The following is a 24899-nucleotide window of genomic DNA, read 5'->3' as shown; positions in this document are numbered from 1 at the left end:
CCTCCTGAGGAGCAAACATGCGCATCCGCGCCGCGATTGCCGCCAGCGCCCTGGCCACCACCATCGTCATGGGCGGTGCGAGCGCCGCCCTGGCTCACGGCAAGGACCGCCACCACGGCCACCACCACAACAACCACCACGGCCACGGCCACCACGCCTCGTGCTGGCTCAACGCGGCCGTCTTCGAGCACGTCGGCCCGGCCTTCAGCGAGGGCTGTGAGCGCGGCGGCTACGGCTACGGCGGCGGCGACCGCCACTGATCCGGGCTGCACCCCACCGGTGCCGGCCGGTACGACCACGGGTCGTTCGGCCGGCACCGGCATGTCTGTGCCCGCCGGGCGGCGCTCAGGCGTTGAGGAAGGCCAGCAGGTCGGCGTGGAAGTCGTCCTTGTACGGACTGACCGCCGACAGACCGTGCGGCGCACCCGGGTAGATCTTGAGCGTGGCGTTCTTCACCAGCTGGGCCGTCTTCTGGCCGGCGGCGACCAGCGGCACGATCTGGTCGTCGTCACCGTGGACGATCAAGGTCGGGACATCGAACCGCTTGAGGTCCTCGGTGAAGTCGGTCTCGGAGAACTCCCTGATGCAGTCGAGCGCGCCCTTGACCCCCATCTGCATGCTCCAGAGCCAGAACGCCTCACGGACCCCCTGGGAGACGGTCGATCCGGGCCGGTTGGCGCCGTAGAAGCTCTCGCTCAGGTCCTTGTAGTACTGCGACCGGTCGGCGGCGACGCCGGAGCGGATGGCGTCGAAGACATCGGCCGGCAGCCCCTCCGGGTTGGCCTCGGTCTTGAGCATCAGCGGCGGGACGGCACTGAGGAGCACCGCCTTGGACACCCTGCCGGTCCCGTGGCGGCCGATGTAGCGGGTCACTTCACCGCCGCCGGTGGAGTGCCCGACCAGGACCGCGTCGCGCAGGTCCAGGGTCTCCATCAGCTGCGCGAGATCGTCCGCGTAGGTGTCCATGTCGTTGCCGTGCCAGGGCTGGCCGGACCGGCCGTGACCGCGGCGGTCATGGGCGACGGCCCGGAAGCCGGCGCTGGCGACCAGATGCATCTGGTCGTCCCAGACGTCCGCATTGAGCGGCCAGCCGTGGCTGAAGACCACGGGCCGGCCGGTACCCCAGTCCTTGAAGAAGATCTCCGTGCCGTCCGTGGTGGTGAGGGTGCCCATGAGCGGTCGGGTCCTTTCGTCAGCAGTGGTCCGAGGGCGGAGTGCTGCTGCTCCGCCGTCGACGGGCACTCGCGACCAGTCCCACGCCCGCGAGCAGGGTGAGCCCGGCGACCGTGCCGAGGCCCATGAACATCAGGGGCTTGGTCGCGGATGCCGCCAGGGCGGGCCGCGCGGCCGGTTCGGCGACGGCCGGTCCGGCGGCGGTCAGCAGCGCTGCGAGGAGCGTTGCGGTGAGGACGCACGCACGGCGGATGCGGCTCGGCGGGGCGGTAGGGGCAGACGTGGCCATGTGAATCTCACTATCTCTGTCACTGTGCCGAGGGGTCCGGCTGGGTCCCAGGGTTTCCGGCCTCCGCCGAAAGGGCGTGCCGTGGGAGGCAGAGGAGTGAAGCCGGCCGACTGAAGGAGTGAGACGGGGGCGGCCCGTGCATCGGCCGCGGCGGGCCCTACGGCCGTCAGTTGTCGGTCGTAGGAGGCCGCCGCAGTACGTACAGGCCGACGGCGACGGCGAGTGCGATGACGCAGGCGGAGAAGGTCAGGCCCGCGCTGCGCAGCCCGAGTTCCTGGGCGAGCGCCCCGACGCCGACGACCGGTAGGGAGATGCCGAGGTAGGCGACGAGGAAGAAGGCGGAGATGGTGCCGCCGCGGTGCTCGGGCGGTGCCGCGCGGCCCACGGCGGTCAGGCCCGCACGGAAGGCCAGGCCCTGGCCGATGCCGCCGCAGACCGCGCCGATGACCAGCAGGGGGAGCGACGTCACGGCGAGCGAGGTGGCCACCAGCAGGAGGCCCGCCACCAGCACCAGGCAGCCGACGGGAAGGGCCTTGCGTGCGCCGATCCGTCCGGACAGGGACTGCCCGGCGGTCGAGCCGAGGAAGACGGTGAAGACGACCGAGCCGGCGACGGCCAGGTTGTGCACGCCCAGGGTCTGGCCGACGAAGCTCGGGGCGACCGCGGTGAACAGGCCCAGCAGCGCGAACCCCGCGAAGGCGGCGATGGCCGAGGGGGTGAAGACGCCCCGTACCTCGGGCGGCAGACGGAGTCTTTGGGGGCGGAGGGTGCGTGGGCGGTGCGGGTGAGCGACCGTTTCCGGGAGGCTCCAGGTCGCCACGGCGGCAAGTGCCACCAGGCCCAGGTGCACCAGGAAGGGGAGGGCCAGCGGCCAGGGGGCGTACTGGGCCAGCAGCCCGGACAGCAACGGGCCGCAGCCGAGGCCGCCCATGTTCGCGGCGGTCGCGGCGAACCCGGCATGCGCTTCCTGCCCGGGCTTGGCCAGCTCCAGTACGGCCGCGGTGGCGGCACCGCTGAACAGCCCGGCGGCGAACCCGGACAGCACCCGCCCCAGCAGCAGCATCGGCACCCCGCCCTCGAAGAGGAAGCACAGCGCGCTCGCCGCCGACAGGCCCAGGGCGCAGAACAGCACGGGACGCCGCCCCACGGTGTCCGAGACGTTGCCCGCGAGGAGCAGCACGGTGATCACGCCGAGGGCGTAGACGGCGAAGATCACGGTCACCATCAGCTCGGAGAAACCGAGTTGTTCGCGGTAGAGCCCGTAGAGCGGGGTGGGCAGCGTCGTGCCGGCCATACCGATGGCGAACACGCCGGCCGCCACGAGGTAGCCGGCGCGCCGTGGGCCGCCGTCGCCCTCGCCGCCCTGGGGCTTCGCCCCGCTGCCGCGACCATCTGTGATCATGCGCTCAAACGTAGGCGCCCGCGGGCCGCGGCGTCGAGGACCGGCGGAGGGACCCGGGCCGGGCAGCACGGTGCCCCCGCCGGGCGGCGGGGGCACCACAGGGGAAAGCCGGCGTCAGTGCTTGGCCGACGGCTTGTTGGCCGCCGTCACATTCACCGCGGCCCAGGCCTTGTTCACCGTCTTGTACTCGGTGCTCTTGGCGCCGTACAGATCCTTCGCCGCGCGCAGCGTCGCGGTCCGGGCGTCGTGGAAGTCGGTCGTGGAGACCATGTACCGGGTCAGCGCCTGGTAGAAGATCGCCGTCGCCTTGGTCCGGCCGATGCCGGTCACCGTGGAGCGGTCGTAGGTGGGGGAGTCGTAGTCGACGCCGCCGATGGTCTTCTTCCCGCTGCCCTCGGCGAGCAGGTAGTAGGCGTGCGAGGAGACGCCGGAGCCAGCGTGCACCTCGGTGTCGTAGGACGCCTTCGACCAGTAGTCGACGGTGCCCTCGAGCTTGTCGAGCGAGGGCTTGTCCAGACGGCGCAGGAACTTCTGCTCCAGGCCGAGCTTCTCGCCCATCAGGTAGTTCGGCGGGTTCTTCGGGTTGTTGGTGGAGAACTCCACCGCGCTGCCGAAGATGTCCGCCAGCGACTCGTTGAGCGAGCCCGGCTCGCCGAACTGGTTGCCCTCCTCGTCGACCCGGGTGGGCCGGAGGTTGGCGGTCGCGTCGACGACCCCGTGGGTCAGCTCATGGCCGGTGACGTCCAGGACGACCAGAGGCTTGGCGAACGTCTTGCCGTCACCGTCGCCGTAGAGCATGCATCCGCACTCCGACGACCAGTAGGCGTTGCCGACCTTGTTGCCGAAGTGCACCAGGGCGCGCGCCCCGCGGCCGTCGTTCTTGATGCCCTTGCGCCCGAACGTCTTCTTGTAGAAGTCGAGCGTGCTGGTGACGCCGTACTGGGCGTCCACGGCGGCGGTGGCCCGGTCGCTGGTGGTGCCGTTGCCCCAGCGGTTGGTGGTGCTGGTGAAGGCCTTGCCGTCGCTGAACTTCTCCAGCGGCTTGTCGCCGGCGTCCCGGGTCTCGGTGTTCCCGCGGGTGGAGTCCTTGAGGATGAAGGACTTCTTCGCGGTCTGGGTGGTCGACAGCGGCACCCTGCCGACGAAGAAGGACGCGCCGCTGCCGTTGGCCGCGCCCGGGAAGCCGGCGTCCTTGGCCGCCTGGCCCGCGGCCGGCTGCGCCGGCGTGAGCAGCCCGGTGGCGGGGTTGAGCCGTTCGCCCCGCTTGCGCAGCTTCTCCTGGAGGGCCGGCGAGAGGAACGAGTCGTTGGCGAGGGTGTTGCTGAGCACCTTGCCGGTGGTGGCGTCGAGCAGGACCGTACGGGCGCCGTCGGCTTCGGCGGTACGGCTGTCGGTGACCTCCACCTGGTAGGCCAGCGTGAGCTGGTCGTCCCGGGCGTCCAGGACCAGTTGGGCCTCGCCGGCCTGGCCCTCCGCCACGGCGGCGGCCTTGGACCGGGCCTGACCGGCCGACAGCTTCGGGTCGGTGCTGGAGAGGTCGACCTTGTGGCGGTACGCGCGGGTCACGCTCTCGTACGCCGACTTGGCGGTGAGGTGGATGACGAGGTCACCGCCGACCACCGGCAGCCCGCGGTGGGTGCGGACGAAACGGACGTGCTGCCGGCCGTCCTTGTCGACCATCGTGTCGACGGCCTTGAGGGTGTCCTTCTTGCTGACGCCGGTGGCCGAAGCGTGTGCATACGCGGCGGCGCGGGCGGCGTCGACGATCTTGCCGAGGGCGGGAGTTGAGGAGGGGGAGGCGGTCGGAGTGTCCGAGGTGGTCGCGATGGCCGTGGTTGCCACGCCCGCCGCAAGGGTTGCGGCCGTTGCCACCGCGATGGCGATCGTGACGCGGCGGCGGCTGCGTATGTGGGGTCTACGCACTGCTGGGGGTCCTTAGCGCTGCGGGGGCGGTCGGCTGGCCAACCGCCCGTACGCACGGTGCCGTTGTGCACCGCGGGGGCCGTTCGGCCCCGCGCAAACCCTCTAGGGACTGGCATGAGCATGTAAAGCGAAATGATCAGAATTCACAATTCGTGGTCGAAATTTGACAATTGATCACCTTTGGGTAGTCGTAAAGTGACCAACTGTGCTCTGCCTCAGGAGACATGAAGTGGCGCGAAATGGTTGCTCGGTGACCGCACCGAATTGCCGGCGGATGAGCGGGCGTCGACCCGGCCGGTAAAGACATTCACGGGCAGATCGGATGTATCAGGCAGGCCGATCAAACCAGCTGATACTGTGGCGAGTTGGCCGCAAAGGGCCGCGATGGTATGAGGGCGCCGATGCATAAGGACGCCCCGGGCGGTTGCCGCCCGGGGCGATCAGGGGGCCGGCTGCCTTCAGGGTGTACGGCCCGGCGTAGGCGCGTGTTGCTGTGGCGCCGGAGACGTCAGTTCACTGTCAGGCCGCTGTGCTCCTCCGAGGAGGCTTCGGCGGTCAGTCCCGCGGCTGCCGGCTCTGCAGCCGCGCCGAAGCGGCCGCACGCTGCGGGTCGAACAGCTCCTCAAGAGACGCCTCGGCCCGGTCTCCACCCCGTACGGCCTCGACGACGGCCTGGTGGAACGAGCGGCTGGCCTCTTCGGACGGGCAGGGGACCGGACTGCCGGCCATGGTGTACCAGTCCGAGGATCCGGTGTGCTGCACGGCCACGTGGGCCAGGTCCTCCGACCAGGTCGTATGGATGGTCAGGTCGCCGTTGATCACGCCGATCTCCTCGGTGCGCACCGCGCCGGGGAGGGCGTGTATCCCGACAGTGGTCCAAGATGCCCAGGTCATGATGTTCCCCTCGGCGACAAGGGCGCCGGCCAGGCGGCCGGGCGGTGTCTCAAGTCTGGCACTTGCCGTCCGGTGGCGCACCGCATGTGACACCGCGGATTCCGGTCCACCCGGCGGAGGGTGCCTCCGAATCGCCGGAGAGCCAGGGAGAGCACCGGCCCCTGCCGTAGCGAGTGCCCTCGTCACGCTACGGAGTCAGCAGACCGGCGGACTCCCACACCCGCAGGGCGGCGGTACGCACGCCGGCGTCAGCGCCTGGGTGTGGTCCCTGGCGGGCACGGTCTGTGACCGTCTGAGCGGCCGCCCGGCCCGGGTGGCCGCGGGGTCCAGGGCGACACCGTGCCCGTCATCGAGCACACCACCTCAAGGACCTCACCGTACGGCTGCCGCTCGGCCAACTCGTCGTGGTCACCGGCCCGTCGGGGTCCGGCACCTCGTCGCTGCTGCTCAGTCGATGACCGTATGGAAAAAGGTGACGGCGGCGCCGAAGGCCGCGCCGCCCACAAGGGCCGCGGAAGCCAGGGTGCCGCCGTTGAAGCAGGTGAGCACGCCGGCGCCGATGCCGGTCAGGGCTCCCAGGAGAAGGATGACGGCGGCGCGCTGACTGAGCAGGGCCGCTCTGTTGTGCAGTGCTGGTCTGTTGTCGGACACATCAACTCCGATCTGCGCGGGAGCGATGGACGCTCGGGGCGGATGCTGATGCTCTGATTGATCTTCTCATCCCACGGCCCGCACAGCCGGTATCACACGGCGCATTTCGCGGCGATTCCTCTGCTTGGTGCCTGTTTTTGATGTCTGATCTCCCGTTCCGCGCAGCCACGGGCAGCCCGGATCGGTGGGCCGCCCCGCGGTGTCAGACAGTCGGCCTCCGGGTCATCGCGAGGACCGCCATATCGTCGTCGCGCGGCCCGCCGGTCCAGCGTTCGACCTCTCGGACCAGGAGGTCGATCACCTCCTGCGGCTCCTGGAACGGGCCGAGGCCCGCCAGCTGGGTCACGGGGTCGTAGAAGGTTCCGGCACGGTTGCGGGCCTCGGTGACGCCGTCGGTGACCAGCAGCAGTGTGGAGCCCACCGGGAACGGCAGGTCGGCGGGAGCGGGACGGGCGCCGCCCAGTGCGCCCATCCCCAGAGGGAGGCCCGGTTCGCCGGTCTCCAGCGCGCGGACCTCGGCGCGGTGGCAGAGGTAGGGGGCGGGATGGCCGCAGTTCAGCATCCGCAGTCCGTCGGCGCCCGGGAGGAATTCGCAGAGCAGCGCCGTGATGAAACCCTCCAGCCGGTCCTCCTCGGAGGTCTGACCGCTCTCCCTCAGCAGCGCCCGTTCCATCCGGTCGGCCAGCGCCGGCAGCTCCGCTTCCTGCTCGGCCGCCTCGCGGAAGGCACCCAGCAGCACCGAGACCGCGCTGACCGCCCCCATCCCCTTGCCGCGTACATCGGCGATCAACAACCGGACGCCGAAGGGGGTGCGCTGCACGGCGTAGGCGTCACCGCCGATGCGCGCCTCACTCTGCGCGGCCTGGTAGCGCGCGGCGATGGCCAGCGGGCCGATGCGCTGCGGCGGCTCGGGGAGCACGGCACGCTGCGCCGACTCCGCCACCATCCGGACGACGTCCAGATGCCGGCCGTGGTGGGCGATCACCCGGTTGACGCCGACGCCCATGAGCGCGGCGAAGACCGTGTTGATCAGCTCCAGATAGCCCACGATGTCGCCGGCGGTGCCGTCCTTCACGGTCAGTGCGAAGACGCCGCCGACCAGGGCGATCCCGACCGCGAGGGTGTGCCGCAGCGACAGCAGCGCACCGGCCGTCACGCTGGCCGCCGTCAGCATCGGATCGCCCCAGTAGTCCGCCGGGGACAGCGCGTCCCAGACCAGCCCGCCGGCGACCAGGACACCCGGGGCGAACTCGACATACCGCGGCCATCTGGGGACCGGTGACGGCGGAGCGGCCCTCATGTTGCGCGCCCGGCCCCGGGCGCTCAGCGGTGCTCGGGGTTGGCGGAGTCCGAACGGCAGCCGGCGTCCCATTCGGTGCGCAGATTGCCCCGGGCCGGGATGCCGCCCGCCTGTTTGAGCATGGCCGCGATATGCATCAGGTTCCAGGACATGAACGTCGTATTGCGGTTGGTGAAGTCGTTCTCCGGGCCGCCCGATCCGGGATCCAGGTACGAGGGGCCGGGCCCGGCCTCGCCGATCCAGCCGGCGTCGGCCTGCGGCGGAATGGTGTAGCCGAGGTGCTGGAGGCTGTAGAGGACATTCATGGCGCAGTGCTTGATGCCGTCCTCGTTGCCGGTGATCAGACAGCCGCCCGCCCGGCCGTAGTAGGCGTACTGGCCACGGTCGTTGAGCACACTGGAACAGGCGTAGAGCCGCTCGATGACCTGCTTCATCACGGAGCTGTTGTCGCCCAGCCAGATCGGCCCGCACAGCACCAGGATGTCGGCGGCCTGCACCTTTGCGTACAGGTCCGGCCAGGCGTCGGAAGCCCAGCCGTGCTCCGTCATGTCCGGCCACACCCCGGTCGCGATGTCATGGTCGATCGCCCGGATCACCTCGGTCCTGACCCCGTTGTCCGCCATGACCCCGCGGCTCTTCTCGACCAGCCCCTCGGTGTTGCTGGGCTCCGGGGAGCGTTTGAGGGTGCAGTTGATGAACAGGGCGCTCAGGTCCTCGTAGCGGTAGGTGGGGGCCATGGGGAGTCTCCTTGCGCGGTACGGACGCACCCTCGGCCCCAGCCTTCAGCCGCCGCGGCCGACGGGCCACCGGGACGGCCCGAACGTGTGTCACCCCTTTGGGATGAGCCGGACGCGCGGAATCGGGTGGCATCCGCCATCGCCGGATCGCCGAAGACGCGTGCGCCGATCATGGAGGGTGCGGGAGGGGCGCAGCCGCGCGGCGCAGCGAATGCGGCTGCCCGGCGCCCGTGTCGTCGATCGTCCCCGGCACGCCTCCGGATAGCGTCGAGGTCGGGCAACGGTGCGGGAGGTGGAGGCATGAGCACATGGCCGGCCGTGGTGTTCGCGCTGCTCGCGGCGGCCAGCAACGCACTGGCCACGGTGTTGCAGCGGCGCGCGGCACGTACCGTCCCGCTCGCCTCCGGTCTGCGGCTGGGCCTGCTCGTCGATCTGCTGCACCGCGCCGCCTGGCTCGGCGGCATGCTCGCGGTCATCGCCGCCGCCTGCTTCCAGGCGCTGGCGCTTTCGCAGGGCGCCCTCTCGGTGGTCCAGCCGATCTTCGTCCTCGAACTTCCGCTGACCCTGCTCGTCGGACGGCTGCTCCTCGGCGGGCGGATCCCGCGCCGCGGCTGGGTGGGCGTGGCGCTTCTGGTGGTCGGCCTCGGCTCCGCCCTCGCGGCCGCCGCGCCCACCATCGGCACCGACCACGCCCCCTTCAGCCGCTGGGTGCCCGCGCTCGCGGTCTGCGCCGCGGTGATCGCCCTGGCGGCCGGTGCCGCGCTGCGCCGCGGGGCGGGAGCCGTACGGGCGGCCTGCTTCGCCGCCTCGGCAGCCGTCGCCTACGCGCTCACCGCGGCCCTGATGAAGGACGCCACCTACGCCTGGAGCAGTGGCGGCCCCGCCGAGTTCTTCGCCTCGTGGCAGACCTACGGCTTCGCCGCCGTCGGCGTCACCGCCCTCTTCCTCTTCGAGAACGCCATGCAGTCCGGGCCGCTGACCGCCTCTCAGCCGGTCCTCACCCTCGGCGATGCGCTGGTGAGCCTGTCGCTGGGGGTCACCCTCTTCGACGAACGGGTCCGGGCCGGCTGGTGGCTGGTCCCCGAAGCGCTGGGCATCGGCCTGATCCTGTGGGGCGCAGTAGAGCTCTCCCGGGTCGCCCTGGCCCGGGACCTGGTGGGCGCCGAGGAGGACGGGAGCGGCGAGTGACCGGCCCACCGCGGCGCTCGTTCACCGGTGGTGAATGACACCCGCACCGTCAAGACCCGCATCGCGAAGGCCGCCACAGTAGCGGCCCTGACCCTGGCCGCACCGGTAGCGTCCGGCCCGGCCCACGCCGACGGACCCACCATGCCGGATGTGAGGGGCAAGGGCCTGGTCGAGGCCTATCACGCCCTGGACTACGACACCGGCATCCAGTTCAGGGACGGACGCGGCGCCCACCGCCACGTCCTGTGGCCGGCGTCCTGGAAGGTCTGCGCCCAGTCCCCGGCACCGGGCACGCCGAGGGAGGACGGCAAGGTCGTCCTCATCGTGGTCAAGAAGTCCGAGCAGTGCGAGCCCGGCGCCGGGTGACCGCCCCGGGGTGAGCGCTAAGAGTGCCCGGTGCGCGGCGGTGAGATCCGTCGCTAAGCTTGCTGGGTACAAGCAATGTATTTGCTGCTGGACCCCGAGAACTCACCGTGAAGGATCACGACGATGCACGAGGGCACGCTCCCTGGCTGCGACGGGCCGGCCCCGGAGGTCACCGCCTCGTCGGCGCTGGAAGAGGCGGCCGCGGGGCTGGGGACGGAGATCGTCCGCTTCTCCCGGCTGATCGCGGCGTGGAAGCAGCGCGCCAAGACCGACGGCGGTGCCGCCGACCGGGTGCTGCTGGCCCGGCTGGTGGTGGGCGGGGACATGCGGGCCACCGATCTGGCCGCCGATGCGTTCCTCGATCTGTCGACCGTCAGCCGTCAGGTGCGCTCGCTGGTCGACCGGGGGCTGGTCGCCCGCCGTCCCGATCCGGAGGACCGCCGCGGATCGCTGCTCACCGCGACCGAGGCGGGCCGTGCCGCCTTCGAGGACTACCGCCGTCAGCGCGACGCCGAGCTGGCCGCGCTCCTGGAGCCGTGGTCGCCGCAGGACCGGGCCGATCTGATCCGGCTGCTGGGCCGCCTCAACGAGGACATGGCAGAACGACAACACACACGGCCGGGTCCCGGGGGAGACCAGGGTGCCGCCGTGGAGCGAGGAGAGATACGTACATGAGCACCGCCACCTCTCCGCCCGGCGCGGAAACCAAGGAGATACCCGGGCCCGGTATCCTGAGTCACCGTCAGATACTCACCATCCTCAGCGGGTTGATGCTGGGGATGTTCCTCGCCGCGCTCGACCAGACCATCGTCAGCACCTCCATCCGGACCATCGCCGACGATCTGCACGGCCTCAGCCAGCAGGCCTGGGCCACCACCGCCTATCTGATCACCTCGACGGTCGCCACCCCGCTCTACGGCAAGCTGTCCGACCTGCACGGCCGCAAGCCGTACTACCTGACGGCGATCAGCATCTTCCTCGTCGGTTCGGTGCTGTGCACCTTCTCCACCTCGATGACCGAACTCGCCGCGTTCCGGGCCGTGCAGGGCCTGGGCGCCGGCGGTCTGATGTCGCTGGCGCTGGCGATCATCGGCGACATCGTTCCGCCCCGCGAACGCGCCCGCTACCAGGGCTACATGCTGGGCACCTTCGCCACCTCCAGCGTGGCCGGGCCGCTGATCGGCGGGGCCCTGGCCGGCCAGGGCCAGCTGCTGGGCATCACCGGCTGGCGCTGGGTCTTCCTGGTCAACGTGCCGATCGGGATCATCGCGCTGTTCGTCGTCGCCAAGGTCCTCAACATCCCGCACAGCAGGCGCGATCACCGCATCGACTGGTGGGGCGCGTTCACCATCTCCCTCGGCGTCGTCCCGCTGCTGCTCGTCGCCGAGCAGGGCCGGGAGTGGGGCTGGGGCTCGTCCCGGTCGCTGATCTGTTACGCCGTCGGCCTCGTCGGCATCATCGCGTGGATCTTCGTCGAGCGGTGGATCGGTGACGATGCGCTGATCCCGATGCGGCTGTTCCGCAACGGCACCTTCAGCAAGACCAGCCTGCTGTCCGTGCTGATCGGTATGGGCATGTTCGGCGGGATGCTGATGATCCCGCAGTACCTCCAGATCGTGAAGGGCGCCAGCCCCACCACATCAGGGCTTCAGATGCTGCCGCTGATGGCGGGCATGATCATCGCCTCGGTCGCCTCCGGCCAGATCACCGCAGCGACCGGCCGCTACAAGATCTTCCCGATCATCGGCACCGCGCTGATGGTCGCGGCGATGCTGCTCTTCCACTACCGGGTCCAGTGGGACACCCCGCTGTGGCAGACCATGGCCTACATGCTGGTCTTCGGCCTCGGCCTGGGCGGCTGTATGCAGACCCTGGTGCTGGCCGTACAGAACGCGGTGCCGCCGCGGGACATGGGCGTGGCGACCGCCTCCGCCACGTTCTTCCGGCAGATGGGCGCGACCGCCGGTACGGCGATCTTCCTGTCGGTGCTCTTCAGCACGGTCGGCGACAAGATCTCCTCGGCATTCCGGCACGCCGCGTCCACTGAGCCCTTCCAGGCCGCGCTGCACGACCCCGCCGTCCTGCACGACCCGGCCAACAAGCCCGTACTGGACATGCTCAAGCACCCCGGGAACGGCGACTCCTCGGGCGTGCTCAGCGACTCGTCGTTCATCCAGCACCTCGACCCGCGGCTCGCCGAGCCGTTCAAGCGCGGCTTCGCCGACTCGATGCACACCGTGTTCCTGATGGGCGCGGTCGTCGTCGCCCTGGCCTTCGTGCTGATGTGGTTCATCAAGGAGGTGCCGCTGCGGCAGCTCTCGGGCCTCCAGGCGCGCGCCCAGGCGGACGCCGAGGACGACGGTGCGGCCGGCAGCGCCGACGGTCAGGACGCCGGGGCCGGCGAGCCGGCCGAAGCGCCGGCCGCCGACGTCGTACCGGATCCCGGCAAGACCCCGGCGGCACCGGTCACGCCGGCGACCGCCGCGACCGCGGTGACCGGACCCGCCGTCCGGGGAACCGTCCGGGACGCCGCAGGGCGGCCGGTCGCGGCCGCCGCCGTCACGCTGATCAGCGTCGACGGCCGGCAACTCGGCCGTACCTCGACCACGGCCGACGGCGGTTATGCGCTGCCCACCACCGGCCCCGGCACCTATGTGCTGATCGGCTCCGCCGGAGCCCGGCAGCCGCAGGCGAGCACCGTCGTGGTGGACGACGAACCCCTCACCCACGACCTGACCCTCGGCGACGCGGCCAGGCTCGCCGGCGAGGTCCGCGAGGAGAAGGGCGACGAGCCGGTACCCGGCGCGCTCGTCGTGGCCACCGACGTACGCGGTGAGGTCGTGGCGTCGGGCGTGGCCGGCCAGGACGGCGGCTTCGCCTTCGGTGAACTGACCCCGGGCAGCTACACCCTGGCCGTCAGCGCCGCGCACCACCGCCCCTCCGCCCTCCAGGCGGAGGTCACCGCGGGCGGCCGCAACTGGTACGAGGTCAGGCTGGCGTTCGGCGCCCAGGTCCGCGGCACCGTCCGCACGGCGGACGGCAGCCCGCTGGACGACGCCCGGGTGACCCTGCTCGACCCGGCGGGCAACGTCGTGCGCACCGCCACCAGCGGCCAGGACGGCGCGTACGCCTTCACCGACCTCGACAGCGGCGAGTACACGCTGATCGCCAGCGGCTACCCGCCGGCGGCCACTCCGCTGCGCCTGGGCGCGGCCGGCCGGAGCGAGTGCGACATCGAGCTGCGCCACGACCCGGTGAACTGAACAAGGCAGCGGTGCGGGGCCCGGTGCGGAGAGCGCCGGGCCCCGCACCGGTTTGGCCGGCCGGCCCTCGTATACGTACAGTTCCGCCGAAGCTCGAACAAGAAGCGTGACGAGCACACAAACACAGGGAAGCGGCAGCGGCGATGACGGTGACCGAAACAGGCCGGGCCGATGGCGCGGGGATCGACTCGGAGCGGATGGCGGTCTGCCTGAGCGTGCTCGAAGAGCTGGACGCACTGCCGCTCGACCACCCCGACGCGATCACCATACGCCGCGCCACCGCCGGCATTTACCGCAAGGTCAAGGCGCGCAGACGGCAGGAGCGCCGGGCCGCGAAGACCGCCAACGACAAGGCGGTGACCGCGGCGACCGCCACCGGAGCGCCCGACCGGATCGACGACGAAACCCAGGGCCTGGCCCTCACCACCTCGGTGACCAGCGACATCGCCGGCATCCTGCAACGCCCTCGGTCCTGCTACATCTGCAAGAGCCGCTACACCGAGGTCGACGCGTTCTACCACCAGCTGTGCCGGCCCTGCGCCAAGGAGAACCGGGCCCGCCGCGACGCCCGTACCGACCTCGCAGGCCGCCGCGCGCTGCTCACCGGCGGCCGGGCGAAGATCGGTATGTACATCGCGCTGCGGCTGCTGCGCGACGGCGCACACACCACGATCACCACCCGCTTCCCGAACGATGCGATCCGCCGCTTCAAGGCGATGCCGGACAGCGCGGAGTGGCTGCACCGGCTGAAGATCATCGGGATCGACCTCCGGGACCCGGCCCAGGTCATCGCCCTCGCCGACACGGTCAGCGCCGAGGGCCCGCTCGACATCCTGATCAACAACGCCGCCCAGACCGTCCGCCGCTCACCCCAGGCGTACGGGCAGCTGCTGGCCGCCGAGTCCGCCCCGCTGCCCGCCGGTGAACTGCCCGCCTCCCTCGTCCTCGGCCACTTCGGCAGCGGCGCCCCCGCGGCCCTCCCCGCCGCGACGGCCACCGGCGGCGGGCTGACCGCCGAGGACGTCACCGCCCTCGCCTTGACCACCGGCTCCGCCACGCCCGCCCGGATCGAGGCGGGTACCGCGATCGACGCCGGCGGGCTGGTACCGGACCTCCAGCCGACCAACAGCTGGATCCAGAAGGTGGACGAGGTCGACCCGGTCGAGCTGCTGGAGGTCCAGCTGTGCAATATGACCGCGCCGTTCCTGCTGGTGAGCCGGCTGCGTCCGGCGATGGCCGCGGCCGCGGCGCGCCGTAAGTACGTCGTCAACGTCTCCGCGATGGAGGGCCAGTTCAGCCGCGGCTACAAGGGCGCCGGCCACCCGCACACCAACATGGCCAAGGCCGCGCTGAACATGCTCACCCGCACCAGCGCCCGGGAGATGCTGGAGACCGACGGCATCCTGATGACCGCCGTCGACACCGGCTGGATCACCGACGAGCGCCCGCACCCCGAGAAGATGCGGCTGGCCGAGGAGGGCTTCCACGCCCCGCTCGACCTGGTCGACGGCGCGGCCCGGGTCTACGACCCGATCGTCCGGGGCGAGCTCGGCGAGGACCTGTTCGGCTGCTTCCTCAAGGACTACGCGCCCGCGGCCTGGTGAGCCGGCGCCCGCGCCGCACCCGGCGCGGGCAGCGCGGTCCGCAGCCGCTCCAGAAGCGCCCGCGCCGCCGGGCCGGCCGGCCCCTCCGTCCGCCAGGCCAGCGCGACCCGGGCGCGCGGCCGCGGTCCGGTGAGCGTCAGCGTGCGCAGCCCGAAGTCCGTCGCCGCTTCCCCCGCCGGCATCACCGCCACGCCCAGCCCCCGGGCGGCGAGCCTGGCCAGCACCGGCGGGGCGGCCGCCTCGAAGGCGACCCGGGGCCGGATGCCCGCCTCCGCGCAGGCGCGCTCCAGCACTCCGCGCAGACCGGTACCGCGCGGCAGGCTGATCAACGGACGGTCGCGCAGCTCGGCCAGCGGCACGCTCGTACGGTCCGGGCGGGCGAGCAGCGGATCGTCCGGTGCGACGGCCACCACGAGCGGTACGTCGACCAGGATCTGGAGGGAGACGCCCGGCGGAGGGTTCTCCTCCGCGAGGCCGACCACGGCGATGTCGAGTGCGCCGCCGTGCAGCGCGGCGAGCATCCGCTCCGAGGTGTCCTCGGTGAGGGAGATCTCCACCTGGGGGTGGTCGTCGTGGAAATCGGCCAGCAGGGTGGGTACATCGAAGGCGCCGAGCGAGGCGCCCGACACCAGGCCGATCGAGACCCGGCCGCGGAGCAGCCCGGTGAACTCCTCCACCGTGTGCCGGATCCCCTCGACGGCGGCGAGCGCGGACCGGGCGTAGCCCAGCACGGCCTCGCCCACCTCCGTCACGGTCACCGAACGGCCGCTGCGGTCGAGCAATCGCTGCCCCAACTCCCTCTCCAGCTGCCGGATCTGTGCGCTCAACCCTGGCTGCGCCAGATGCAGCCGGGCGGCGGCGCGGGTGAAGCTCGCCTCCTCCACCACCGCGACGAAGTACTGCAACTGCCGGAGTTCCATGGGCGGGAGTCTAGCCGTGCCATAACTACTGCTTCTGAGAAGGAGAATGACCAGCTCTTGGACTTATGGCAGCCGGAGAAAGATCCTTGTCACCATGGACATCAAAGGGGCGATAGCGGCCGAACGCCGGGAACTGGCAGCCATGTTGGACGCTCTGCCGCACGAGCAGTGGGACGCACCGACGCTCTGCGAGGGCTGGCGGGTACGGGAGGTGGCGGCCCATATGTCGATGGGGTTCCGCTACTCGTTCGGCAAAGTGGCCGCCGAACTCGTCAAGGCGGGCGGCAACATCAACAAGATGGCCGACCGGCTCGCCCGTAAGGACGCGGCCACCGTCACCCCGGGCGAACTCGCCGGTTTCCTCCGGGACAACGCCCACCACCCCTGGACACCACCGGTCGGCGGTCTCGCGTCCGCGCTGGGCCATGACGTGGTCCACGGCCTCGACATCACCGTGGCCCTCGGCCTCGACCGCCGGGTACCCGAAGACCGGATACGTGTCCTCCTGGAGCATGTCACCACCCGGTCCGCCAAGTTCTTCGGCGCCGACCTCCGCGGGATCCAGCTCCGCGCGGACGACCTCGACTGGTCCTTCGGTACCGGAACACCGCTGTCCGGCGCCGCCCAGGACCTGCTGCTGGTCGCCTTCGGGCGGAACCTCCCGGCCGGCCGCCTCCGGGGAGAGCGGGAGCACGAGTTCGTGGCCGGCCGGCGGTGAGCCGAAGGGCTGCCCTACGGCCCGTCCGGCCCTGACCCGCCGGACACGTCCTGGGGAGACGCAGGTTCAGCGACCAGGCCGTGGCGGGCGAGCAGCGGGCCGATGTCCGGATCGCGCCCGACCACCGCGCGGAACGCCTCCATCGGGTCGACGCTGCCGCCCCTGCTCAGCAGCTGCCGGCGGAAGATCTCACCGCTCTCCCGGACGCTCTTCCCGTTCTCGCGGAACCACCGCACGGCATCGGCGTCCAGTACCTCCGCCCAGCGGTAGCCGTAGTACCCGGCCGCGTAACCGCCGCTGAAGATGTGCGCGAAGTAGCCGGTGCGGTACCGCGGCGGAATCGCGGGCAGGGCGAGGCTCCAGCGCTCCAGTGCGGCGGCCTCGAACGCCTCGGCGTCCTGCTCGCCCGGCAGTTCACCGTCCCCGGAGAGGGAGTGCCAGGCCCAGTCCAGCACCGCGGCGGCCTGGTGCTCCACCACCCGGAAGCCCGCACCGAAGGTCTCCGCCTCGCGCAGCCGGGCCGGCAGATCGGCCGGCATCGGCTCGCCGGTGACATGGTGCCGGGCGTAGTGGGCCAGGACCTCGGGCCGGTCCGCCCACACCTCATTGACCTGCGAGGGGAACTCCACGAAATCGCGCGGTACCTCGGTCCCGGACAGCAGCGGGTAGCGCACATCGGAGAACAGCCCGTGCAGCGCATGCCCGAACTCGTGGAACAGCGTGCGGACCTCGTGCCAGGCCAACAGGGTCGGCTCGCCCACCGGGGGCTTGGCGATGTTGAGATTGTTGACCACCACCGGCTGCTGGCCGAGCAGCCGCGACTGCGGCACCAGATCGTTCTCCCAGGCGCCACCGCGCTTGGACGCGCGGGCGTGGAAGTCGCCGATATAGAGGCCCAGCCCGCTGCCGTCGGTGTCATGCACCTCGAAGACGCGGGCGTCCGGGTGGTACGCGGTCAGGTCGGGGCGTTCGGTGAAGGTGATCCCGTAGACCAGCTCCGCGGCGTGGAAGACGCCGTCGCGCAGTACGGTCTCCAGCTCCAGGTACGGCCGTAGCGCGGCGGCGTCGACATCGAAGCGTTCCTTGCGGATCCGCTCGGCGTAGTACTGCCAGTCGGCCGCGCCGATCTCCGCGACACCCGCGGCCTCGGCAAGTGCCGCGGCCTCGCGCGCGGCGTTGGCGACGGCCGGACCGACCAGCCGGCCGAACATCTCCTCGACGGCCTCCGTGGTCCCCGCGGTCCGGTCGGCGACCTCCCAGGCGGCATGGCTCGGATGACCGAGCAGGCCGGCACGCTCGGCGCGCAGCCCGGCCAGCGCCACCGCGACCGGACCGTTGCTGTCCACGCCGCGCCCTAGCGAGGCCGCGAGCAGCCGCTTGCGCAGCGCGGGGTCATCCAGCGTGGCGAGCTCGGTCTGTTGGGAGAAGTTCTTCAGCACGAGCGCGAACCTGCCGGGGTGGCCCAGCGCCTCGGCGTTCTCCGCGGCGGCGGCCAGCTGGTCCGGCGGCAGCCCGGCCAGTTCCTCGGCGCGGTCCAGCACCAGCGCGGCATCGGCCGTGGCCGCGCGCAGATTCCGCCGGAACTCGGCACATCGCGTGGCGATCTCGGCATTGAGCTCCCGCAGCCTCCGCTGCTGCTCGGGGGCGAGCCGCGCCCCGGCCCGCACCCGGAGCGTGTGGTGCCGCTCCAGCACCCTCAACTGCTCGGGTTCCAGGCCCAGTTGCTCCCGGTTTTGGAAGAGCGTGTCCAGCCGGCCGAACAGTGCGGGATCGAGCAGCAGCGCATCGTCGTGGGCGGCCAGCCGGGGCGCGATCTCCGCCTCCAGCGCCTGGAGCGCATCATCGGTGTCCGATGCCGTTTTGTTGAAGAACACCCGGCGCACCCGGCCCAGTACCGCGCCGCTGCGCTCCAGTGCCTCCACGGTGTTCCCGAAGGTCGCCGGCGCGGCGCAGGCACCGATCGCGGCCACCTCGTCCAGCTGCTCGGCCATCCCGCGCTCGAAGGCCGGCAGATAGTGCTCATACCGGATCCGCGCGAAGGGCGGCAGCTCGTAGGGCAGATCGCTCGGCGCGAAGAAGGGGTTCGGCATCACGGGCGCCGACCCTACGCCCGCAGCCGGCGGCCGGTCCGGCAGTCGCCGAATATGGCCGGTCCGGGACGCCCCCGGGAAGCGTCGCAGACCCATCCGTGGTGTCATCGAAGGCGAGGCAACCAACGCTCCTGAAATGGGAGGAACCATGGCCGGCAAACTGCGAGCCCGAGACATCATGACCGGCGGAGTGCGCTGCGTGGGTGCCCATGAATCGCTCTTCGACGCGGCCAAGATGATGCGCGATCTCGGCGTCGGGGCTCTGCCCATCTGCGGTGACAACAACAGGCTGACGGGCATGATCACCGATCGTGACATCGTCATCACCTGTTGTGCCGAGGGTGTGGACCCGGCAACCGTCCAGGCCGGTTCACTGGCCGGGGAACTGCACTGGATCGACGCCGAGGCGGACGCCTCCGAGGTCCTCCAGACCATGGAGAACAACCACATCAAGCGCCTGCCGGTGATCGACGTCAAGGGCGGCCACCAACTGGTCGGAATGATCACCGAGGCCAACCTCGCCAAGAACCTGACCGACGGGCAGATCGCGGAGTTCGCGACCCGCGTGTACGCGACCGCCTGAGAAGGAGACACCACGCCCTGGCGACGCGCCAGCGGGTCTGTTGCGCCCGGCCGCCTGAGCCGGCGCTCCGGTCCGGCGCGCCGCTTGCGGGTGTCTCTGCCCCCGCAGCCTCACCAACGGGTGGGCCCACCGCCGACGGTGGCGGACCCGCCCGTTAACCTGCGTTGATCAACGGCGGCGCGCCGCGCTGGGCATGCGCTGTCATTCACCGAGACGCAGTACTGCAAGGGGGACCTTCCATGTCCATGCCCTCCCCGACGCCGGGCGGCTACCACGCTCCGCAGGGTGGCCCCAACCTCTACGGCCCGTACGGGCAGCCGGGCCAGGCCCCTTACGGGCAGCCGGGGCAGGGCCCGTACGGGCAGCAGCCCCAAGCCCCTTACGGGCAGCCGGGACAGGCCCCGTACGGCGGGCCCGGAGCGCCCCAGCAGGGTGGTTACCCCGGCGGCCCGGTGACGGGCGGCCCCGCCTCCGGAGGGCCCGGTGGCCGGCCGCCGCGGCAGGTGCGCATCCCCGGTATCGTCCGCGCCCTCATCGTGCTCGCGATCTTCGGCGGTGTGGGCACCTGGGTGGCGCTGCATCAGGACGAGTACAACGCCGAGAGCCGCAAGCACCCCAAGGCCGACCCCCGCAGCGTCGGTTCCGCCCAGGTCGGGGACTGCCTGCAGCAGACCGGTGGCACGGACGAGGAGCCGGTCCTGCGGCTGATCGACTGTGCGAAGCCCGACGCGAAGTACAAGGTCGTCAAGCGCGAGCCGCACGCCGCGTGCGAACCCGGCCAGACGCGCTACTACATACGCGAGGGCCACTACGAGACGCTGAATCTCTGCATGACCCGGGTCGGCGAGAAGACCGCCGCGTCGTAACGGAGTTGCGGGCGAGGCGGGGGAGACGCGGGGGAGCCGTCCGGGCAGCCGTGGGGGAGGGGACGTAACGGGCGCAGGGGACGTCGGAACCCCCGCCGCAACACAGCACAGGGGCAGGCCGTCCGCGGCGCCACGGACGGCCTGTCATCCACTGCAAGACCACAGCTGGAATACCCGGGTATTCCGTCTTGCGTGCGGCCCGCGCCAATACGGCGCTATCCGGCGCTATTCCGGAGTCAGTGGGCGCCGGCGCGCGGAACGGTAAGTCGTGTGCCGGGGAAAATCAGGTCCGGATTCCCGCCGATCGCCTTGCGGTTGACCCGGTAGAATTCCTGCCAGCGGAATCCATGGGCGCAGGCGAGGGCGCTCACGGTATCCCCGGTGTTGACGACGATCGTGCCGCCGGTACTCCGATGGTGACCCGCCTTGTACCGCTTCTCGTGGAACTGCGGATGCCGTAGCCGCTTGCGGGCCGGCGCAGGGGTCTTGCGCTGCGGGACGGGGTGCGCGGTGGTGTGCCGCTGGGCGCGCGGTGTGGAGCCGTTGAGCCCGAGCCGGGCCGAGCAGGCCGGCCACGCGCCCCAGCCCTGCCGCGCCAACACCCGCTCCGCCACCTGGATCTGCGCCGACCTGCTGGCGTGCGCGGCCCGGGCCCCGTACGCCCCGCCGCCGTACGAACGCCAGGTGGAGTGGGCCAGCTGAAGCCCACCGGAGAATCCGTTCCCGGTGTCGATGCGCCAGTTGCCGCCGCTCTCGCACCCGGCCAGGCGGTCCCATGTCCCGCCGGCCACCGCCTCGGCCGGCTGTCCGGCCGCCACGTTCAGCGCGCCTGCCGCGAGTAGTGCGACGGCCGCCGTGATGCCCCGGACCCCGTAGTCCCGGAATTCATTCCGGCCATTCGACTCCGATACCTGCGGAGATTGCATGCGTGTGCTCCCGTAGCTCGCCGCTCAGTTCCCTGGCGGTCGTTGAGGAAACATGACGCCGTGTCGGAAATCGCGTTCGGACGGTGCCCGTACCGCGATTCCTGTGCGGCGCCACGAATTCGGCGGGGACGAGACAACCACGCACCGAGTTCGCCTCGGCAGAGCGCGCGGTAGCGCCGTGGCGGTTCGGCCTGCCCCCTTGCCGGGGGAGCATGGGCGTGCCTGCCGGGGGCCCACCTGCTCCGACAGGCAGGGGCGCACCCTTCCTCCCGTAGGCGCACGTGCTCCCGAGACCGGGAGATCACTCGGCTGTGGCCGGGGTGTCCGCCCAGCGCACCCGGGGCGCTTGATGCACGCGCTGCGCAGGTACGCATGCACCGCGCACAGCCCTCCGGGCGGTGCAACGGTTCGTCCGGGCCCGGTGGCAGCCACTGCTGACACCCCGTCGCATCCATTGCGAATGCGAACCCCCGGTTATCGAACGGGAGTTACCGGTCGTTAAACCTCTCGTCAATGTGGCATTGATCACGCTCGACGGAGGAAAGCGCAGGTCGGGGCACAGTGTGCAATTGATCGATCACTTTCTGCTGATTATGTGCGAAGCCTGATTAACCCTGAGGGCCCCTCTCAACGGTGAGAGGGGCAGGAACGCCGCCCGCGTTCCAGCCCACCCGCAACGACGCGGGGGGCAGCAACTCTCAAGAAGGGAGGGCTCGTGGAGCACTTGCGGCATTCATGGCCCTGGTACGCGCTGGCGCTGGTCGGCGTCTACCGGTTGACCGCCACAGGACTCGACGCCCTTGTCCGGCGCGTGGTTCGCACCGCCTCACAGGCCCGTGCCGAGCACCGCCACGCCATCACCGCCCGTACCACCCTCGTGCCGTCGTACCGCGGCACGACCACCCACGACCGCCTGCGCCGCGGCCTGTCCCCGGACGCCGTCATCCCGTCCTCGCCACTGCCGCCGACGACGGGCCATGGCTGCGAGGAGGGCCGGTGAACGAGCATTCCCCCCTGGCCAGCCCGACCGATCTGCCGCTGGACTTCGAGGTCTTCTTCCAGCGTGAACAGAAGGCCCTCCTCGCCATCGCCGCAGCTCGCCTCCGCGACCGCCGGGACGCCGAGGAGGCCACCTTGGAGGCCGGCTGCCGGATGTACGCCAAGTGGGAGCGCATCCTCGCCCACGTCAACCCCAAGGCCATGACCTACACCATCCTCAACGGCGTGATTTCCGACTTCTACCGCCGCGAGATCCGTAACAGCCGGGTGCAGCCCTTTGCCGACCCGCCCGACACCGCCTACCTCCAGGAGCTGCGCAGTTGCGAAGCGCTCGACCTCGCCCTGGACGAACTGGAGTCCACCGCGCCGCTGCAAGCCAACTCCGTACGCCTGCGCCACCTTGCGGGTCTCTCTTACGACCAGATCGCCGAGCGGCTGGGCACCACCCCTGGCGCCGCCAAGGTCAGCACCAGCCTCGGACTGCAACGGCTCAAAGAGATCATGACGAACGGTTCCTGCGGGGCCGGAGAGGACGCGTGATGCTCGAAGACCTGCTACGACGCCAAGCCGAAGCCGTCCACCGGGAGTTCGCCGACCACGACCCGGTGGCCTTCACCCAGCGCCTGGCCATCCGCATCGCCGAAGGCGCCGGCCGGGCCCCGGAGCCGGTCACCCGCGGCACCGTCTGCGGCATACGCCCCACCCCCGTACGCCCCAGCGCCGCCCGCGGCCGCCTGCGCCGCCGCCCCACCCCCATCGTGACCCCCGCGGTCCCACCCGCGGTCGTCCTCGCCGAGGCCCGGAGGCTGTGCCACATCGTGCTCCGCTCCAAGGACATCGACACCCTCGGTGCCTTCGCCGCCGACTATGACGCGGCCGGCGCACGCACCTTCGCCTGCCTCCTCTACACCCTCGACAAGTGGGACAGCGCGCTGTACTGGTGGCGCTTCGCGGCCGGCGCCGGCGATGAACTCGCCGCCCATCTGCTGGCCGTGCACCATGCCGCGGTCGGCAGCACCACCGACGCGCGGGTGTGGCGGACGATCGCCCGCATGATGGGCTTCGCCCTCGACCTGCACCTCCCCGTCCCGATCCGCGGAACCTCCGAACTGGCCCAGGGCTTCACCCGCACCTGGGACCGGAGCCTGCTGACCTTCCTCCAGCAGAACCATCTGCCCCGCGAACTCGCCACCCAGTGACGAGAGCCTGCGACCGTCCGGCGGGCAGCCCCTGCCCGCCGGACGGCCGCGGAGACGGTCCGCCGGGGACCCAAGTGGCGACGGCCCGGCACGGCCCTCGGGCGAAATGGACAGCCGGTCCCCGCTGTGGTGCATTGGAAAGGAGCACGTATCCGCCCGGGAGGCAGCCGTGGCCGACGTGGAGGTGCTGGTCGTCGGGGCGGGACCGGTCGGACTGACCGCCGCCTCTGAGCTACGGCGGCGCGGCGTTCGGTGCCGCATCATCGACCGGCTCACCGCCCGGCAGCCGTACGCCAAGGCCGTCGGCATCCAGCCCAGGACGCTGGAGATCTGGGACCACATGGGCGTGGTGCGCGAAGTCCTCGAAGCCGCCGTCCCCCTCAAAGGACAGCTGCTCTACGTCAACGGCACCCAGCAGGCCCGGACAGAACTGACCCTGCCGCCCGACATCCCCTACCGCTTCGCCGCGCTTCCGCAGAACGAGACCGAGCGCATTCTCGAAGAGCTGCTGCTGCGCTGGGGAGGGCACGTCGAACGCGGCACCGAGCTGCTGGGCTTCGAGCAGTACGCCGACGGGGTCCGGGCCCGGATCGCGCTGCCCTCCGGCGAACAGGAGTGGATCCGCACCGCCTACCTCATCGGCTGCGACGGCGCCCACAGCATCGTCCGCAAAACCCTCGGCATCGGCTTCGAGGGCGCCGCGCTCCCCGAGGAGTACATGCTGGGCGATGTCGAGGTCGACTGGGCCCTGCCGGCCGGCTACGCCGTACGGGCCCTGCACCACAGCGACGGCCGCACCGACGATCTGCTGGTGTGCATCCCGCTGCCCGGCCGTCGCCGCTACCGGATGTCCATGCTCGTCCCGCCGGAACTCTCCCGTTCCCAACGTCCCAGCACCGACGGCGTGTTGCACGGACCGGCCGACGACGGTCAAGCCCCCGGCCTGGCAGACATCCAGGCCGTGCTCGACCGCCTCTCGCCGCAGCAGCCCACCCGCGCCACCGCCCTCCGCTGGTCCTCGGTCTTCCGCATCAGCCACCGCCTGGCCGACCGTTACGGCGAGGGCCGGGTGTTCATCGCGGGCGACGCCGCCCATATCCATCCGCCCACAGGCGCCCAGGGCATGAACACCGGCATCCAGGACGCCTACAACCTGGCATGGAAGGTGGCCCTCGCGGTCCGCTCCCTCGCGAGCGAGGAGCTGCTGACCAGCTACCACGCGGAACGCCACCCCGTGGGCGAGGAAGTCGTCCAGCGGACCGTCCGGCACGCCACCCAGGGCGTCCAGGCCGATCCGGACGACGCTTCGACGGTGATCCGACGCGAGGCCCAACTCCTCGTCGCCTACCGGGGCAGCCCGATCGTCGGCACCGACCGGCAGCCGCACGACGGGCCCGCCCCCGGCGACCGTGCGCCGGACTGCGCCGGTCTGCGCCACGACCTCACCACCTTCCCGTCCCGCCTCTTCGACCTCCTACGGGGCCGGGAGCACACCCTGCTCCTCTACGTGGACGACACGGCCCAACTCGCCCAGTACGACGAGGCGGTGACCGCCGCGCAGAACAGGGCGCACGGACAGCTGACCGTCCGGGCGGTCCTCGCCCCGGACATCCGGACCGACGGCCTGCCGCCGCTGCCCGCCGTACGCGACAGCCTGGACGCATTCCGCCGGACCTACGGCGCACGCGGCGGTGAGGGGTTCGTCATCCGCCCCGACGGCTACCTGGGGCTGCGCTGCGCCGGGGCCAGCAGTCCGGAGCTGCTTGCGTACCTCACCTCGGTCTTCCGCGCATAAGGCGACCACACAC

The 24899-nt window shown here is 71.2% G+C and carries 24 protein-coding genes; 13 read left to right on the top strand and 11 right to left on the bottom strand.

Annotation, left to right across the window (positions count from 1 at the left end; all coding sequences use genetic code 11):
- The first annotated feature begins 17 nt into the window (after positions 1–17).
- On the top strand, positions 18–260 hold the full coding sequence (locus ACZ55A_RS23195; RefSeq protein WP_468843089.1) for a hypothetical protein: 243 nt from the start codon (positions 18–20) through the stop codon (positions 258–260).
- Between the two features lie 85 nt (positions 261–345).
- Here the strand turns inward: ACZ55A_RS23195 and ACZ55A_RS23190 are convergent, their stop codons facing one another.
- The 8 genes from ACZ55A_RS23190 to ACZ55A_RS23155 form a co-directional block, all read right to left on the bottom strand.
- A complete protein-coding gene (locus ACZ55A_RS23190) occupies positions 346–1173 on the bottom strand; it encodes an alpha/beta fold hydrolase (RefSeq protein WP_468843086.1) in 828 nt (275 codons plus the stop codon).
- A gap of 19 nt (positions 1174–1192) precedes the next feature.
- On the bottom strand, positions 1193–1462 hold the full coding sequence (locus ACZ55A_RS23185; RefSeq protein WP_468843083.1) for a hypothetical protein: 270 nt from the start codon (positions 1460–1462) through the stop codon (positions 1193–1195).
- A gap of 166 nt (positions 1463–1628) precedes the next feature.
- The gene (locus tag ACZ55A_RS23180) at positions 1629–2864 is read right to left on the bottom strand and encodes an MFS transporter (RefSeq protein ID WP_468843080.1); all 1236 of its coding nucleotides are present in this window, start codon (positions 2862–2864) and stop codon (positions 1629–1631) included.
- A gap of 114 nt (positions 2865–2978) precedes the next feature.
- Positions 2979–4787 (bottom strand): M4 family metallopeptidase, encoded by a 1809-nt coding sequence (locus ACZ55A_RS23175; RefSeq protein WP_468843077.1) that lies wholly within the window; start codon positions 4785–4787, stop codon positions 2979–2981.
- Between the two features lie 555 nt (positions 4788–5342).
- Positions 5343–5681, bottom strand: coding sequence for a hypothetical protein (locus ACZ55A_RS23170; RefSeq protein ID WP_468843074.1), 339 nt, complete (start codon positions 5679–5681; stop codon positions 5343–5345).
- Positions 5682–6128: 447 nt separating this feature from the next.
- Positions 6129–6332, bottom strand: coding sequence for a hypothetical protein (locus tag ACZ55A_RS23165; RefSeq protein WP_468843072.1), 204 nt, complete (start codon positions 6330–6332; stop codon positions 6129–6131).
- A 202-nt stretch (positions 6333–6534) separates the two neighbouring features.
- A complete protein-coding gene (locus ACZ55A_RS23160; RefSeq protein ID WP_468843069.1) occupies positions 6535–7632 on the bottom strand; it encodes a PP2C family protein-serine/threonine phosphatase in 1098 nt (365 codons plus the stop codon).
- Positions 7633–7655: 23 nt separating this feature from the next.
- Complete coding sequence (locus tag ACZ55A_RS23155; RefSeq protein WP_468843066.1) at positions 7656–8369, bottom strand: flavodoxin family protein; 714 nt, start codon at positions 8367–8369, stop codon at positions 7656–7658.
- A gap of 300 nt (positions 8370–8669) precedes the next feature.
- Here ACZ55A_RS23155 and ACZ55A_RS23150 point away from each other — a divergent pair, with 300 nt between their 5' ends.
- The 5 genes from ACZ55A_RS23150 to ACZ55A_RS23130 all read left to right on the top strand — a co-directional run bounded on the left by ACZ55A_RS23150 (position 8670) and on the right by ACZ55A_RS23130 (position 14790).
- Positions 8670–9557: a DMT family transporter gene (locus ACZ55A_RS23150; RefSeq protein ID WP_468843064.1), complete on the top strand. Its 888-nt coding sequence runs from the start codon at positions 8670–8672 to the stop codon at positions 9555–9557.
- Positions 9558–9584: 27 nt separating this feature from the next.
- Positions 9585–9923, top strand: coding sequence for a PASTA domain-containing protein (locus ACZ55A_RS23145; protein WP_468843061.1), 339 nt, complete (start codon positions 9585–9587; stop codon positions 9921–9923).
- 123 nt (positions 9924–10046) lie between these two features.
- Positions 10047–10598, top strand: coding sequence for a MarR family winged helix-turn-helix transcriptional regulator (locus ACZ55A_RS23140; protein WP_468843058.1), 552 nt, complete (start codon positions 10047–10049; stop codon positions 10596–10598).
- Positions 10595–13186: an MFS transporter gene (locus tag ACZ55A_RS23135; protein ID WP_468843056.1), complete on the top strand. Its 2592-nt coding sequence runs from the start codon at positions 10595–10597 to the stop codon at positions 13184–13186. The genes ACZ55A_RS23140 and ACZ55A_RS23135 overlap by 4 nt, the downstream gene beginning before the upstream one ends.
- A 143-nt stretch (positions 13187–13329) precedes the next feature.
- Positions 13330–14790 carry an SDR family NAD(P)-dependent oxidoreductase gene (locus tag ACZ55A_RS23130; RefSeq protein WP_468843053.1) on the top strand — a complete coding sequence of 487 codons (1461 nt, stop codon included), beginning with the start codon at positions 13330–13332 and terminating at the stop codon, positions 14788–14790.
- On the opposite strand, the gene ACZ55A_RS23125 is transcribed toward ACZ55A_RS23130, so the two are convergent.
- Positions 14769–15710: a LysR family transcriptional regulator gene (locus tag ACZ55A_RS23125; protein WP_468843050.1), complete on the bottom strand. Its 942-nt coding sequence runs from the start codon at positions 15708–15710 to the stop codon at positions 14769–14771. The genes ACZ55A_RS23130 and ACZ55A_RS23125 overlap by 22 nt on opposite strands.
- A 94-nt stretch (positions 15711–15804) precedes the next feature.
- Between ACZ55A_RS23125 and ACZ55A_RS23120 the strand changes: the two genes are divergently transcribed.
- The gene (locus ACZ55A_RS23120) at positions 15805–16428 is read left to right on the top strand and encodes a maleylpyruvate isomerase family mycothiol-dependent enzyme (RefSeq protein ID WP_468843047.1); all 624 of its coding nucleotides are present in this window, start codon (positions 15805–15807) and stop codon (positions 16426–16428) included.
- A gap of 14 nt (positions 16429–16442) precedes the next feature.
- On the opposite strand, the gene ACZ55A_RS23115 is transcribed toward ACZ55A_RS23120, so the two are convergent.
- On the bottom strand, positions 16443–18518 hold the full coding sequence (locus ACZ55A_RS23115) for a M3 family metallopeptidase (protein ID WP_468843229.1): 2076 nt from the start codon (positions 18516–18518) through the stop codon (positions 16443–16445).
- A 148-nt stretch (positions 18519–18666) separates the two neighbouring features.
- Between ACZ55A_RS23115 and ACZ55A_RS23110 the strand changes: the two genes are divergently transcribed.
- Positions 18667–19101, top strand: a complete 435-nt coding sequence (locus ACZ55A_RS23110) for a CBS domain-containing protein (protein ID WP_468843227.1) — start codon at positions 18667–18669, stop codon at positions 19099–19101.
- 239 nt (positions 19102–19340) lie between these two features.
- Entirely contained in the window at positions 19341–19967 is a 627-nt protein-coding gene (locus ACZ55A_RS23105; RefSeq protein WP_468843044.1) for an LppU/SCO3897 family protein, read from the top strand.
- Positions 19968–20203: 236 nt separating this feature from the next.
- Here the strand turns inward: ACZ55A_RS23105 and ACZ55A_RS23100 are convergent, their stop codons facing one another.
- Complete coding sequence (locus tag ACZ55A_RS23100; RefSeq protein WP_468843042.1) at positions 20204–20893, bottom strand: LysM peptidoglycan-binding domain-containing protein; 690 nt, start codon at positions 20891–20893, stop codon at positions 20204–20206.
- 715 nt (positions 20894–21608) lie between these two features.
- On the opposite strand from ACZ55A_RS23100, the gene ACZ55A_RS23095 reads away from it, so the two are divergent.
- The 4 genes from ACZ55A_RS23095 to ACZ55A_RS23080 all read left to right on the top strand — a co-directional run bounded on the left by ACZ55A_RS23095 (position 21609) and on the right by ACZ55A_RS23080 (position 24886).
- Positions 21609–21893, top strand: a complete 285-nt coding sequence (locus ACZ55A_RS23095; protein WP_468843039.1) for a hypothetical protein — start codon at positions 21609–21611, stop codon at positions 21891–21893.
- Positions 21890–22432, top strand: a complete 543-nt coding sequence (locus ACZ55A_RS23090) for an RNA polymerase sigma factor (RefSeq protein ID WP_468843037.1) — start codon at positions 21890–21892, stop codon at positions 22430–22432. Before ACZ55A_RS23095 ends, ACZ55A_RS23090 begins: the two co-directional genes overlap by 4 nt.
- Positions 22432–23091 carry a hypothetical protein gene (locus tag ACZ55A_RS23085; protein WP_468843034.1) on the top strand — a complete coding sequence of 220 codons (660 nt, stop codon included), beginning with the start codon at positions 22432–22434 and terminating at the stop codon, positions 23089–23091. The genes ACZ55A_RS23090 and ACZ55A_RS23085 overlap by 1 nt, the downstream gene beginning before the upstream one ends.
- A gap of 169 nt (positions 23092–23260) precedes the next feature.
- Positions 23261–24886 carry an FAD-dependent monooxygenase gene (locus ACZ55A_RS23080; protein ID WP_468843031.1) on the top strand — a complete coding sequence of 542 codons (1626 nt, stop codon included), beginning with the start codon at positions 23261–23263 and terminating at the stop codon, positions 24884–24886.
- Positions 24887–24899: the final 13 nt, after the last annotated feature.

Source organism: Streptomyces sp. NPDC034111, from assembly GCF_055575375.1.
The sequence above is the reverse complement of the archived record's forward strand: the minus strand, read 5'-3'. Positions and strand labels throughout refer to the sequence as shown.

Bases quoted from the DNA above. Each gene is read 5' to 3' on its own strand.
- ACZ55A_RS23195 (WP_468843089.1), top strand. From the start codon at position 18: ATGCGCATCCGCGCCGCGATTGCCGCCAGCGCCCTGGCCACCACCATC.
- ACZ55A_RS23190 (WP_468843086.1), bottom strand. From the start codon at position 1,173: ATGGGCACCCTCACCACCACGGACGGCACGGAGATCTTCTTCAAGGAC.
- ACZ55A_RS23185 (WP_468843083.1), bottom strand. From the start codon at position 1,462: ATGGCCACGTCTGCCCCTACCGCCCCGCCGAGCCGCATCCGCCGTGCG.
- ACZ55A_RS23180 (WP_468843080.1), bottom strand. From the start codon at position 2,864: ATGATCACAGATGGTCGCGGCAGCGGGGCGAAGCCCCAGGGCGGCGAG.
- ACZ55A_RS23170 (WP_468843074.1), bottom strand. From the start codon at position 5,681: ATGACCTGGGCATCTTGGACCACTGTCGGGATACACGCCCTCCCCGGC.
- ACZ55A_RS23160 (WP_468843069.1), bottom strand. From the start codon at position 7,632: ATGAGGGCCGCTCCGCCGTCACCGGTCCCCAGATGGCCGCGGTATGTC.
- ACZ55A_RS23155 (WP_468843066.1), bottom strand. From the start codon at position 8,369: ATGGCCCCCACCTACCGCTACGAGGACCTGAGCGCCCTGTTCATCAAC.
- ACZ55A_RS23150 (WP_468843064.1), top strand. From the start codon at position 8,670: ATGAGCACATGGCCGGCCGTGGTGTTCGCGCTGCTCGCGGCGGCCAGC.
- ACZ55A_RS23140 (WP_468843058.1), top strand. From the start codon at position 10,047: ATGCACGAGGGCACGCTCCCTGGCTGCGACGGGCCGGCCCCGGAGGTC.
- ACZ55A_RS23135 (WP_468843056.1), top strand. From the start codon at position 10,595: ATGAGCACCGCCACCTCTCCGCCCGGCGCGGAAACCAAGGAGATACCC.
- ACZ55A_RS23130 (WP_468843053.1), top strand. From the start codon at position 13,330: ATGACGGTGACCGAAACAGGCCGGGCCGATGGCGCGGGGATCGACTCG.
- ACZ55A_RS23125 (WP_468843050.1), bottom strand. From the start codon at position 15,710: ATGGAACTCCGGCAGTTGCAGTACTTCGTCGCGGTGGTGGAGGAGGCG.
- ACZ55A_RS23120 (WP_468843047.1), top strand. From the start codon at position 15,805: ATGGACATCAAAGGGGCGATAGCGGCCGAACGCCGGGAACTGGCAGCC.
- ACZ55A_RS23115 (WP_468843229.1), bottom strand. From the start codon at position 18,518: ATGCCGAACCCCTTCTTCGCGCCGAGCGATCTGCCCTACGAGCTGCCG.
- ACZ55A_RS23110 (WP_468843227.1), top strand. From the start codon at position 18,667: ATGGCCGGCAAACTGCGAGCCCGAGACATCATGACCGGCGGAGTGCGC.
- ACZ55A_RS23105 (WP_468843044.1), top strand. From the start codon at position 19,341: ATGTCCATGCCCTCCCCGACGCCGGGCGGCTACCACGCTCCGCAGGGT.
- ACZ55A_RS23100 (WP_468843042.1), bottom strand. From the start codon at position 20,893: ATGCAATCTCCGCAGGTATCGGAGTCGAATGGCCGGAATGAATTCCGG.
- ACZ55A_RS23085 (WP_468843034.1), top strand. From the start codon at position 22,432: ATGCTCGAAGACCTGCTACGACGCCAAGCCGAAGCCGTCCACCGGGAG.